Origin of the sequence: Actinokineospora globicatena (genome assembly GCF_024171945.1) — a bacterium.
In the GTDB taxonomy this organism is placed as follows: Bacteria; Actinomycetota; Actinomycetes; order Mycobacteriales; family Pseudonocardiaceae; genus Actinokineospora; species Actinokineospora globicatena.
On the sequence record NZ_JAMTCR010000002.1, the window covers coordinates 1053443 to 1065858 of the forward strand.

Sequence of the window (12416 nt, forward strand, 5' to 3'; positions counted from 1 at the left end):
CCGGCCATGAGCATCGGTGCCCACGTCCGCGATGACGACCCGCTCGACGCAGCGCGCGAACGCGGCGCCGACGTGGTGCAGTTCTTCCTCGCCGACCCGCAGGACTGGAAGGCGCCCAAGCCGCACCCGAGGGCCGACGAGCTGCTCGCCACCGAGGTCGAGGTGTTCGTCCACTCCCCCTACGTGGTCAACCTGGCCTCCACGAACAACCGGATCCGCATCCCCTCCCGCAAGCTCATCACCCAGCACGCCGACGCGGCGGCCAAGGTCGGCGCCAAGGGCCTTGTCGTGCACGGCGGGCACGTCAACAAGGGCGAGGACCCGCAGGTCGGCATCGACAACTGGCGCAAGTTCTTCGAGCGCCAGCACGCCGAGGGCGGGTTCGGGGTGCCGATCCTGATCGAGAACACCGCGGGCGGCGACAACGCCATGGCCCGCCGGTTCGACATGCTCGCCCGGCTGTGGGACGCCGTCGCCGAGTTCGACGCGGGCTTCTGCCTCGACACCTGCCACGCGTTCGCCGCCGGTGAGGACCTGGTCGGCATCGTCGAGCGGGTCAAGGCGATCACCGGCCGGATCGACCTGGTGCACCTCAACAGCTCCCGCGACGAGTTCGGCTCCGCGCGCGACCGGCACGACAACATCGCCACCGGCACCATCGACGCCGACCAGCTGGTCGCCGTGGTCGCCGCGGCGGGCGCGCCGGTCGTGGTCGAGACACCGGCGGACGGCCAAGCCGCGGATATCGCCTTCCTGCGTGAGGCCCTCGGACGGTGAGCACGGTGCCCGCTGGCGTCACCGCTGCCGCTCCGGCAGGCGAGCCGGAGGGCACGCCGTCCCGACCGGGCGCCGGGCGGGCGGCCCGGCTCGGCCGCGGCGCGCTGGCGGCGCTGGTGCTGCTGTGCGGGCTCACGCTGCTGCTCGGGTTCGCGAACAAGGACCGCTGCACCGGCCCGGAGTTCGACACCTGGGGCCGCAGCCAGCCCGGCTTCGACGAGCGCAAGTACGCCGACGTCTGCTACTCCGACATCCAGTACCTGTGGATCGGCCGCGACGTCGACCGGCACGTGTTCCCCTACGTGCACGGCAGGATCACCGCCGACGGCGCGCTCGAGGGCGGCACGGTCGAGTACCCGGTGCTCACGGGTCTGCTGATCTGGGCGGGGGCGCTGTTCGCACACACCGACGCCGAGTTCCTGCTGGCCTCCGCGCTGATCATGGCGCCGTTCGGGCTGGCGACCGGGTGGCTGCTCGGCCGGTTGTCGCGGTGGCGCGCGCTGATCTGGGTGCTGTCGCCACCGCTGGTCATGTACGCGTTCCACAACTGGGAGCTGCCGGTCGTGGCCTGCGCGGTCGCCGCCGTCTACGTGGTGCACCGGGGATGGGGTTCGCGCGGCGTCGCCCGGCCGTTGGTGCAACGCGCGACAGTTAGCGCTGTCCTACTTGGACTCGGTTTCGCCTTCAAGCTGTACCCGGCCATCTTCGTGCTACCGCTGATGCTCTACGTGCTCACCGGTGGTCGCGACGGTCGTGAACTGCCTGCGGGCAAGACGCGGGACATCGCGGGCATGGTCCGGGTGGCGTTGGTCGCGATGGGCACGGCGATCGCGGTCAACCTGCCGTTCGCGCTGATCGGTCGGGAGGGCTGGCTCGCCTCGTTCGTGTTCCAGGGGCAGCGCAAGGCCGACATCACCGCGAACTCGATCTGGTTCTGGGCGCTGCGACCGGACTCCGACCCGCAGAACACCGCCGTGCACGAGTACATCGGCGTGGTCTCCCCGGTCCTGGTGTTCGCCTCGTTCGCGGTGGCCTGCGTCATCGGCTGGGTCCGGTTCCAGCGCGAGGGCAGCTACCCGTGGATCGCGGTGTCGGCGGCCATGCTGTGCGGGTTCCTGCTGCTGCACAAGGTCCACTCGCCGCAGTACACGCTGTGGCTGGTCCCGATGTTCGTCCTGCTCAACCTGCGCTGGGGCTGGATCGCCGCCTACTTCGTCGCCGACCTGGCCATGGGGATCGGCATCTTCCTGTGGTTCGCCCAGATCGCGGCCAAGCAGCCCTCGGGCATCTACGAGGGCTTCGAGGCGCAGGCGGTGATGATCGGGGTCTGGGGCCGGGCCGCGCTGCTGGTCGGCATGTTCGTCGCCTTCCTCGGCGCCAAGGACACCGTCGACCCGGAACCGGCGCTCGTCGCCCGCACGTGACCGCCGGGTACTCGGGCAAGCCGCTGGTCGACCGCTAGACCAGCTCGGGCTGCGGCTCGGCGACCTTGCGCGCGCCGAGGCGGCGGCGGGCGACCAGGGACTCGGTGGTGATGATGATCAGCGCCAGCCAGACCAGGGCGAAGCCGACCCAGCGGGCGGTGGTCATCTGCTCGTGGAAGATCAGCAGGCCGATGCCGAACTGGATGATCGGCACGAAGTACTGCAGCAGCCCGAGGGTGGTCATCGGGACCTTGGTGGCCGCCGCGCCGAACAGCAGCAGCGGGATGGCGGTGATCAGGCCGGTGCCCGCGAGCAGCACGGCGTTGAGCCAGCCCGCGTGACCGAACGTGCCGCCGCCGCTCGCGTGCGTGAACACCAGGTACCCGAAGGCGACCGGGGCGAGGATGGCCGTCTCCAGCGCCAGGCCCTCGGTGGAGCCGACGTCGGCCTTCTTCTTCATCAGGCCGTAGGTGCCGAAGGAGAACGCGAGGGTCAACGCGATCCACGGCAGGCGGCCGTAGTCGAAGGTCAGCTCGACGACCGCGCCGAACGCGACCACCAGGCCGATCCACTGCGCGGGACGCAGCCGCTCCCCCATGAACAGGACGCCGAGGGCGATCGTCACCAGCGGGTTGATGAAGTACCCGAGCGCGGTCTCCACCACCTGGCCGCTGTTGACGCCGTAGATGTACATGCCCCAGTTGAGGCCGATGGTGACGGCGCCGACGGTGATGAACCCGAGCGTCTTGCCGTTGATCGCGCGCAGGTGCTTCCAGCGCTTGCCGACCAGCACGATCGCCGCGACGACCACCAGCGACCAGCAGATCCGGTGCGCCAGGATCTCCACCGGTCCGGCGGGGGCGAGCAGCGGCCAGTAGAGCGGGAAGAAGCCCCAGGCGAGATACGCGAGGAACCCGAGCCAGAAACCCTGCCGACTCGCCACAGTTCCTCCGATCATCCCACCAATTAACACATGTCCACAGTGTTACATCCGGACAGCGTCCTCCGGCAAACGGGTATTCCGGTAGCGCCCGGGTGGCAACCCGGTGACCCGCCGGAACGCGGTGCTGAACGCGAACTCGCTGCCGTACCCGACCTGGGCCGCGACCTGCGCGACCGACCACTCAGGACGCTCCAGCAGCAGCGCCGCGGCCAGGTCCATCCGCCACCGGGTCAGGTGCGCGCCGGGGCCCTCGCCGACCAGTTCGCGGAACCGCGGCGCGAACGCGGCCCGGCTCATCCCGGCGACCTTGGCCAGCCCGGCCACCGTCCACGACCGCGCAGGCTCGGCGTACACCGCCGCCAGCGCCCGGCCGATCCGCTCGTCGACCAGCGCCGCCCGCCACGAACCCGACTCCGCCGGTTTGGCCAGCTCGGCCCGGATGACCTGCAGCAGCACCAGCTCGACCAGCCGGGCCGCGACCACCTCCGTCGCCGGTCGCCGCTCCCGGATCTCGTCGCGCAGCGCGTCGAGCAGCGCCGCGAAGTGCGGCAGCCGCGACGGCAGGTGGACCATCGGCGGCAACGCCCGCAGCAGCAGGGACCTGGCCGCGCCGGTGACGGTCAGCTCCGCGCAGAGCAGGACGGTCAGGTCCGGGCCGGAGCCGTGGCGGCGGTACACGGTCAGGTCGTCGCCACCCGGCCACGCCGGTTCGTCGACGAGGTCCGCGTCCGGGTGGTTGCGCAGCGTGTGCCCGGCGCCGTGCAGGGCGACCAGGTCACCGACGCCGATCGGCACGTCATCCACCCACAGTTCACCGTCGAGCACCAGGTGCAGGCCGACGGTGTCGCGCCCGGCCAGCCGCACCCCCCACGGCGCCCCGAGCTCCACCCGCCCGAACCGGGCCACGCCGATGCGCACCTGGCGCAGCAGCGCGGCCAGCACGTCCCCTGGACCGTCTCGCATGAACCCTGGACCCCCACGCATTCCCACCACCGGCACCGGATTCCTACCGTTGGTCTACACCAGAACGGGAGACCACAGTGGACATCTTCGTCACCGGGGCGAGCGGGTACATCGGTTCCGCGCTCACCAGGACCCTCATCGCCAGGGGCCACCGCGTCCGCGGCCTGGCCCGCAGCGCCGCGGCCGAGGCGGTGGTCCGCGGGCACGGCGCCGAGCCGGTCCGGGCCGCGCTGACCGACACCGACGTGCTCGCCCGCGCGGCCGCCGAGGGCGACGCGGTGGTGCACACGGCCGCGACCGAGACCGCCGACCGCGCGGACGTCGACCGGGCAGCGGTCACCGCGATGCTCGACGCCGGGGTCGGCGCGTTCATCACGACCACCGGCGCGCCGCGGGCCCGGTCGTCGCGGACCCCGGTGACCGAGGACGACACCGCGCCCATCGACGGCCCGCTCGCTTGGCTGGCCGAGGCCGAGGCGCGGGTGCTCGACTCCGGTTCGCTCGGGGCCGTCGTCCGCCCGCCGATGGTCTACGGCGACGGCGGCGGACCGGTGTCGCGCCTGGTGGCCCAAGCCGCCGCCGACGGGGTCGCGCGCTACATCGACGATGGCCAGAACCGCTGGTCCACTGTGCACGTCCGGGACCTCGCGCTCGCCTACGCGCTGTTGCTCGAGTCCGAGGCCACCGGCGTCTTCCACGTCTCGGACGGGCACGAGTCCATGGTGGAGCTGATGACCGCAGTCGCCGCGAAGGCCGGTGTGCCGGTGGCCGGGTGGACGCTGGAGGAGGCGCTCGCCGCGCACGGGTGGGGCGCGGGGTTCCTGGCCGCCGACGCGGTGCTCGACGCGTCCCGGATCAGCGCGCTCGGCTGGGCACCCGCGATCGGCCTCGGCATCCCGCGCGACCTGCTGTCCACGGTCTGAGCGATTCGGGGCGGGGTGGCAGGATCCACGCATGCGCCTGCACGCCCCCGTGATCCTGCTGTGCGACCCCGAGTGCACCGTCCTGCGCGACGCCGTGCTCGACATCGGCGACGACGGCCGGATCACCCACGTCGGCCCGGCCGACCACGCGCCCGCGCACGACGGGCCCAGCCGGTCGGTCACCGGGATCCTGATGCCCGGCCTGGTCAACGCGCACGCGCACAGCCCGATGACGCTGCTGCGCGGCCTCGGCGGCGACCTGCCGCTGATGCGCTGGCTGACCGAGGTCATCTGGCCGACCGAGGCGAAGCTGACGCCGGACGACGTCTACGCGGGCATGGTGCTCGGCTCGCTGGAGATGCTCCGCGCGGGGGTCACCACCAGCGCCGAGATGTACTTCTACGGCGAGGAGGTCGTGCGCGCGGTCCTCGACACCGGCGCCCGGCTGGTGCTGGCCCCCGCGATCATCGACGCCCCCGGCTGGGACTGGGCGGCGCAACTAGCCGACACCAGCAGGTGGATCGACAACGACGGCCTCCGCTTCGGCCCCGGCGACCGCATCGAGATCGGCTACGGCCCCCACTCGGCGTACACCCTCTCCCCCGAGGCCTTGGCCCAGGTGGGAGCGGCCGCTCGCGAACGCGGGGCACTGGTGCAGATCCACGTGGCGGAGTCACTGCCGGAGGACGTCGCGCAACGGGCGCAGCACGGGTCGGTGCCTGCGTTGCTCGACCAGGTCGGGCTCTTCGGTGGGCGGGTCTTGGCTGCTCATGCCGTGCACTTGTCCGACGGCGATATCGAGACTTTGAAGCGGCACGAAGTTGGGGTTGCGCATTGCCCTGGGTCGAATACCAAGCTCGCTTCCGGGATTGCGCGCCTTACTGATCTGCGCGCGGCCGGTGTCGCGGTGGGGATTGGGACTGATGGGCCCGCCAGCAATGACGACCTTGATTTGTGGGAGGACGTTAGGCTGGCTGGGCTGTTGGCGAGAGTGTCCACAATGGATTCAACTGCGGTGGGTGCGGCGGATCTGCTGTTGATGGCCACCCGGGGCGGGGCGGCTGCGTTGTCGCGGACGGATATTGGGACGCTCGCGGTGGGGGCATGGGCGGACTTGGTCCATGTCGGGGTTGATGACCCTGCATTTGCTGGTGGGCTTGGTATTGCCGATGAGCACTTGCTGTCGAATCTGGTGTGGGCTGCTGGGTCTCGGACTGTGAAGGACGTCTGGGTGGCTGGGCGGCAGGTGGTCGCTGACACTGCGTCGACGACGGTGGATGCAGGGGATGCGTTGGCGAAGGCTCGGGCTGCTACTGGGCGGTTGATTTAGGCGCGCTTTGGGTTGTCCACATGGGGCCTGGTTGTCCACAGGCTTGAGTTTCAGCCTGGCTGGCTTTGTGCGGTCCTCGGTAGGCTGTATATAGGGGGTGCTTGGGGCGATTTGATCTTGTTGGCCGTGGGCGGCAAGGCGTTGAGCTGGGGGAAGTCTGCTCTCGGGCCTCCGCTGCGCTGCGGTGGACGGCTCGCCTTCGGCATTGCACGCAGGCGCGAGTTTCCAGCTTTGCTCGATGGGGCGAACTTGTTTTGCGCGGGGCCCCTACGACACCCGGGGAAGGGCTAAAAGCAGGGGGCCACAGAGCGGCCCTCCCCTGCCCCTGACGACGCTACGGGTGCCGTCCCCACACAAAACAAGTCCGCCCCATCGAGCACTTGGCACCAGCGCCTTCGTGGAGCGGTGGGTGGCTAACGTCGTCGGCGGGCGTTGTTGGGCCAACGTTGTCGGCGGGGGCCTTGGGGCAATGCGGTCGGGGTCTTGGCCAGTCGTGTGTAGGTGGCTGGGACTGGGCGTGGGGGCTTAGTGGAGCGGCGGTGGTGGGGTGGGTCAGGTGGGGCGGATGACGATTTCGGGGTACTGGGCGTCGGGGGTGGAGAGGGCGGCGGTGCGGATGGCGGTGGCTACGGAGGTTGGGCGGAGGTAGCGGTCTGGTTGGTATTCGGCGTTTTCGTCGGTGCGGACGGTGCGTTGCATGTCGGTGTCGGTGCGGCCGGGGAAGACCGAGGTGACGCGGATGCCGGAGGCTGCTTCCTCGGCGCGCAGGACGTTGGCGTAGGCGCGGAGGGCGTACTTGGTGGCGGCGTACGGGCCCCAGCCGGGGTGGGCGTCGAGGCCCGCGCCGGAGTTGATCAGGATCACGGTGCCCTTGGCGGTGCGGAGGGCGGGGAGCAGGAGGCGGGTCAGCTCGGCCACGGCGATGACGTTGACCTCGTACATCGTGCGCCAGCGGTCGGTGGTCGCCTCGGACAGCGGGCCGACTCGGGCGATGCCCGCGGAGTGGACCAGGAGGTCGAGTTCGGCGATGTCCGCGGTGGCGGCGGCGAGGGCCGTCGGGTCGGTCAGCTCCACCGGCCACGGGTGGGCGTCGGGGAGGTCGGCGGCGAGCGACTCCAGGGCGGCGGTGTCGCGGCCGCCGAGCAGGAGGGTGTGCGTGTCGGCGAGGGCGCGCGCGGTGGCGGCGCCGATGCCGCGGGACGCGCCGGTGATCAAGGCGAGTGGCATGGGGCCAAACCTAAAGGGGTCCGTGCGCCGCGGAAAGCGCACGGACCCCAGGTCAGACCAACGTCACTCGCCGATGCGGCAGCCGGACTTCCAGATGGCGGCGACCGCGGGGCGCGGCTGGGCGGTGCCACCGTCGGGCCAGTGCGTCAGCGGGTTGTCGGCGCTGGCGCCGTCGAGCTCGCCCGGGTGCTGCACCGACACCAGGATGAAGTCGTCCTCGATGACCGGGCCGCAGGTCTCCGCGCCGAGGGGCACGGTGAGGAACTGCTTGAGGTAACCGCGGTAGCGGCCGGAGACCGGCACCACGAACAGGCCGTCGTTGGAGCCGAGCGCGTTGCCGTCGGTGGAGATCCACAGGTTGCCGTGGCGGTCGAAGGCGACGTTGTCCGGGCAGGAGATCGGGCTGACCTGCGTCTTGTCGTACCCGCCGAAGTAGGTGTCGGCGGTGGCCGGGTCACCGCAGACCAGCAGCAGCTTCCAGGAGAAGGTGAGCGCCGTGTGGTCGCCGCGGCTCTCCTCCCACTCCAGGACGTGGCCGTGCTTGTTGCCGTTGCGCGGGTTGATCTCGGTCGGGCCTTCCTTGCCCGGCTTGCCGCGGTCGGTGTTGTTGGTCAGCGCGGCGTAGACCCGGCCGTTGACCGGGTTGGGCTGCACGTCCTCGGGGCGGTCCATCTTGGTGGCGCCGACCTTGTCCGCGGCGAGGCGGGTGAAGACGTACACCTCCTCGGCGGTGAAACCGTCCACGAAGGACTTGTTGCCCGACGCGAGCGCGATCCACTTGCCGGTGCCGTCGAACTCGCCGTCGGTGGGCAGCTTGCCGGTGCCGTCGAACTCGGTGGCCGGGCTGTCGCCGGTGAACTGCGCGACGTAGAGGGTGCCGTCGGAGAGCAGCTTCTTGTTGTGCGCGCGGGCCGACGGGCTGTCACCCGGGCGGTAGCGCTCCTTCGAGACGTACTTGTAGACGTAGTCGAAGCGCTCGTCGTCGCCGAGGTAGGCGACGACCTTGCCGTTGCGGGCGATCTGGATGGTCGCGCCCTCGTGCTTGAACCGGCCGAGCGCGGTGTGCTTCACCGGCTTGGAGCCGGGCTCGAGCGGGTCGACCTCGACGATCCAGCCGAACCGGTTGACCTCGTTGGGCTCCTTGGCCACGTCGAAGCGCGGGTCGAAGTTCTCCCACTTGCGGGTGCTGGCGGCGCCGGCGAGGCCGTAGCGGGTGAGCCGGGTCTTGGCGACCGGGTCGGTCACCGAGCCCGCGTTGGCGAAGTACTGGTTGAAGTTCTCCTCGCCGGACAGGATCGTGCCCCACGGGGTGACGCCACCGGCGCAGTTGTTCAGCGTGCCGAACACCTTGCGGCCGGACGGGTCCGCGGTGGTGCGCAGGAACGCGCTGCCCGCGGCCGGGCCGTCGACCTCGAACTCGGAGGTGACGGTGATCCGGCGGTTGTAGCGGCGGTCGACCTTGGGCAGCAGCTTGCCGCTGCGGCGGTCGCGCTCCACGACGACGACCGACAGGCCGTGCGCGGCCCAGCCGATCTTGACCTGCTCCTCGGTCGGGTTCGCCTGGCTGAAGCCCTTGAACATGGCCGACTCGGTCGTGTACTCGTGGTTGCTCACCATGAGCCAGCGGTCGTGGCCGAAGGGCACCAGGCCGCAGAAGTCGTTGTTGAAGCCGAACTGCTTGGCCTGCGCCGCGGCGGTCTGGTTGTCGAAGTCGAACGCGGGCGCGCCGGGCAGCACCGGGTCGCCCCAGCGGATGACGACCGAGTTGTGGTAGCCCTCCGGGGTGACGATCCGGTCCTCGCGGTTGGGCGCCACGGCGGTGAAGTCCAGGCCCTTGGGGCCGCGCGGCGGGCGGCCGCCGTGCCCACCGTGGTCGGGGTGCGCGGCGGCGGAGCCCGCCAGGCCAGCGACACCAGCACCGGCGACGGCGAGCACCGCGCCCGCCTTCAACATGCCGCGGCGGCTGACGATCGAGCGGACGACGTCGCCGAAGTAGGCGTTGTCCGAGGTGTTGGGCGCCTCGTGCGAGCAGGCGTTGCCACACCGGTACTCACAGGTGATCGAAGAGCGGCCGAGCGGGTGGTCGGGCGGGAGCAGCGGCAGCGAGATGCGGCCGTCGGTGGTGGTCACGGAGCCTCCGTGGGTGGTGCGGACAGTCAGTGGGAACGGCGTGACCGTAGGAGTCCGAAACCAGTTGAAGCGGTCATCCACATGAACGCCGAGCGAACTCCTCCAGGTCCGCCTGTATCACTCTCTCCCGCCCCCCACCCCCACGTCCCCACCCGGCATCGTTCCCGGCTTGGGCGGTCGGCCGCGACGGCCAATCGCGAACAGGCCGCCACCCCGGCGTGGGTGACGGCCTGTTCGCTGGTCGTGTCTACCGCTCGACGTCGCCGCGGATGAAGGCCTCGACGGCCTGGTAGGCGTCGTCGTCGGAGTACTGCTCGGGCGGGGACTTCATGAAGTAGGAAGACGCGGAGAGGATCGGGCCGCCGATGCCCCGGTCCAGGGCGATCTTCGCCGCGCGCACCGCGTCGATGATCACGCCTGCCGAGTTGGGCGAGTCCCAGACCTCGAGCTTGTACTCCAGGTTCAGCGGGGTGTCGCCGAACGAGCGGCCCTCCAGGCGCACGTAGGCCCACTTGCGGTCGTCGAGCCACGGCACGTGGTCCGACGGGCCGATGTGCACGTCCGCCTTGGCCATCTCGTGCGGGATCTGCGAGGTCACCGACTGCGTCTTGGAGATCTTCTTGGACTGGAGCCGCTTGCGCTCCAGCATGTTCATGAAGTCCATGTTGCCGCCGAAGTTGAGCTGGTAGGTCCGCTGCAGCTCCACACCGCGGTCCTCGAACAGCTTCGCCATCACCCGGTGCGTGATCGTGGCGCCGACCTGCGACTTGATGTCGTCGCCGACGATCGGCACGCCCGCCTCGGTGAACTTGGCCGCCCACTCCGGGTCGGAGGCGATGAACACCGGCAGCGCGTTGACGAAGGCGACGCCCGCGTCGATGGCGCACTGGGCGTAGAACCGGTCCGCGTCCTCGGAGCCGACCGGCAGGTACGACACGAGCACGTCGACCTCGGCCTCGCGCAGCGCGGCGACCACGTCGACCGGCTGCTCGTCGGACTCGGTGATGATCTCCCGGTAGAACTCGCCGAGCCCGTCGAGGGTGTGCCCGCGCCCGACGGTGACCCCGAGCGGCGGGACGTCGCAGATCTTGATGGTGTTGTTCTCGCTGGCCACGATCGCCTCGGACAGGTCGCGGCCGACCTTCTTGGCGTCGACGTCGAACGCGGCGACGAACTCGATGTCGCGCACGTGGTAGTCGCCGAACTGGACGTGCATCAGCCCCGGCACCCGCGTCGTCGGGTCGGCGTCGCGGTAGTAGTGCACGCCCTGCACAAGCGACGCCGCGCAGTTGCCGACGCCGACGATGGCCACCCGCACGCTGTGGCGGTTCTCGCCCATGCCGGTTCTCCTTCTCGTTTCCCGCCGCGCGCGTGGCGCGGTCCGTTCGTCGCAGGCGCCCGCTGACGGCGTGCCTGCCTGCCGGTCAATCCGGTGGGTCGCGCTGCTCGCTCTGCTCGCTGGCGATCAGCTCGTTGAGCCAGCGCACCTCGCGCTCGCTCGTCTCCAGGCCCAGCCGGTGCAACTCCCGGGTGTAGCGGTCGATCTGCTCACCCGCGCGCGCCATCGATGAGCGCAAGCCCTCCCTGCGCTCCTCCACCCTGCGCCGCCTGCCCTCGAGGATGCGCATGCGCACCTCGGCCGGGGTGCGGGAGAAGAACGCCATGTGCACGCCGAAGCCCTCGTCGTCCCAGGTCTGCGGCCCCGCGTCGGCGAGCAGTTCCGCGAAGTGCTCCTTGCCCTCCGCGGTCAGCTTGTAAACGCGTTTGCCGCGCCTGCCCCACGACCGGTCGCCCTCCGGTGCCTCCTCCGCGATCCACCCGGACCGCAGCAACCGCCGCAGCGTCGGGTAGAGCGAGCCGTAGGAGAACGTGCGCAGCGTCCCGAGCAAGTCGTGCAAGCGCTTGCGCAGCTCGTAGCCGTGCATCGGGGCCTCGTGGAGCAACCCGAGGATCGCGAACTCGAGCACGGGCGCACCCCCTTCGAACCTCCGCTTGACCACCACCGCACTGGTCCAGCACCACATCACGTGGTTTGACCTACTGGACACTTATATCGTGCCGATACATCGTGAGCCTCGCCAACCTGGCTGCCTGTGTCAATCACCACGTGCGCTCGCCGCGCGCCGCGCCGAGCGCGTCCGCCGTCGTCCCCGCCTGGTCAGGGCCCTCGGAGGTCACGAATCCGGCTGGTGGCGCATGTCGTCGCCGCCAATCGGCTCACCGCCGTGATAACGCGGCCGCGTAGGCTGTCGGCGTGCGAACGCAGCGGCAGGTGGTCGACTACGCGTTGCAGCGGAGATCGCTGCTCGCGGGGGTCTACTCGGGTCGTGTCGGCACCAACGAGGTGTGCGACGCGAACCCGTACCTGCTGCGCGCCGCGAAGTTCCACGGCCAACCCACCGACGTGACCTGCCCGGTCTGCCGCAAGGAACACCTGACCACGGTGAACTGGGTCTACGGCGACGAGCTCAAGCACGCCTCCGGCTCGGCCCGCGCCGCCGAGGAGTTGGTGCGGATGGCCACCATGTTCGAGGAGTTCACGGTCTACACCGTCGAGGTCTGCCGGACATGTTCGTGGAACCACCTGGTGCAGTCGTACGTCCTGGGTACCGGGGGAGTCCCCACCCGCAGGAGGACGGCAGCCGAGTGATGCGCTTTGCGTGACCGGGTCTTCTCGCGAGCACACCGCACTGCCGCGC

At 70.4% G+C, this 12416-nt stretch carries 11 protein-coding genes; 5 read left to right on the top strand and 6 right to left on the bottom strand.

All coding sequences use genetic code 11. The features are described 5' to 3' along the window. Positions 1-6: 6 nt before the first annotated feature. Positions 7-777, top strand: coding sequence for a deoxyribonuclease IV (locus tag LV79_RS05020; protein WP_253832508.1), 771 nt, complete (start codon positions 7-9; stop codon positions 775-777). After that, positions 774-2201 (top strand): glycosyltransferase family 87 protein, encoded by a 1428-nt coding sequence (locus LV79_RS05025; protein ID WP_372495262.1) that lies wholly within the window; start codon positions 774-776, stop codon positions 2199-2201. The genes LV79_RS05020 and LV79_RS05025 overlap by 4 nt, the downstream gene beginning before the upstream one ends. A 34-nt stretch (positions 2202-2235) precedes the next feature. On the opposite strand, the gene rarD is transcribed toward LV79_RS05025, so the two are convergent. After that, entirely contained in the window at positions 2236-3159 is a 924-nt protein-coding gene (gene rarD, locus LV79_RS05030; protein ID WP_253832510.1) for an EamA family transporter RarD, read from the bottom strand. 27 nt (positions 3160-3186) lie between these two features. Continuing rightward, entirely contained in the window at positions 3187-4107 is a 921-nt protein-coding gene (locus LV79_RS05035; protein ID WP_253832512.1) for an AraC family transcriptional regulator, read from the bottom strand. Positions 4108-4184: 77 nt separating this feature from the next. On the opposite strand from LV79_RS05035, the gene LV79_RS05040 reads away from it, so the two are divergent. Then, the gene (locus tag LV79_RS05040; RefSeq protein WP_253832514.1) at positions 4185-5030 is read left to right on the top strand and encodes an NAD-dependent epimerase/dehydratase family protein; all 846 of its coding nucleotides are present in this window, start codon (positions 4185-4187) and stop codon (positions 5028-5030) included. A 31-nt stretch (positions 5031-5061) separates the two neighbouring features. After that, a complete protein-coding gene (locus tag LV79_RS05045) occupies positions 5062-6360 on the top strand; it encodes an amidohydrolase family protein (protein WP_253832516.1) in 1299 nt (432 codons plus the stop codon). Between the two features lie 552 nt (positions 6361-6912). Here the strand turns inward: LV79_RS05045 and LV79_RS05050 are convergent. The 4 genes from LV79_RS05050 to LV79_RS05065 form a co-directional block, all read right to left on the bottom strand. Then, the gene (locus LV79_RS05050; protein ID WP_253832518.1) at positions 6913-7587 is read right to left on the bottom strand and encodes an SDR family oxidoreductase; all 675 of its coding nucleotides are present in this window, start codon (positions 7585-7587) and stop codon (positions 6913-6915) included. 63 nt (positions 7588-7650) lie between these two features. Continuing rightward, the gene (locus LV79_RS05055; RefSeq protein WP_253832520.1) at positions 7651-9717 is read right to left on the bottom strand and encodes a PhoX family protein; all 2067 of its coding nucleotides are present in this window, start codon (positions 9715-9717) and stop codon (positions 7651-7653) included. 247 nt (positions 9718-9964) lie between these two features. After that, positions 9965-11056 carry an inositol-3-phosphate synthase gene (locus LV79_RS05060; RefSeq protein ID WP_253832522.1) on the bottom strand — a complete coding sequence of 364 codons (1092 nt, stop codon included), beginning with the start codon at positions 11054-11056 and terminating at the stop codon, positions 9965-9967. 85 nt (positions 11057-11141) lie between these two features. After that, positions 11142-11684 carry a PadR family transcriptional regulator gene (locus tag LV79_RS05065; protein WP_253832524.1) on the bottom strand — a complete coding sequence of 181 codons (543 nt, stop codon included), beginning with the start codon at positions 11682-11684 and terminating at the stop codon, positions 11142-11144. A 287-nt stretch (positions 11685-11971) separates the two neighbouring features. On the opposite strand from LV79_RS05065, the gene LV79_RS05070 reads away from it, so the two are divergent. Beyond that, positions 11972-12367: a DUF5318 domain-containing protein gene (locus LV79_RS05070; protein WP_253832525.1), complete on the top strand. Its 396-nt coding sequence runs from the start codon at positions 11972-11974 to the stop codon at positions 12365-12367. Positions 12368-12416 lie beyond the last annotated feature (49 nt).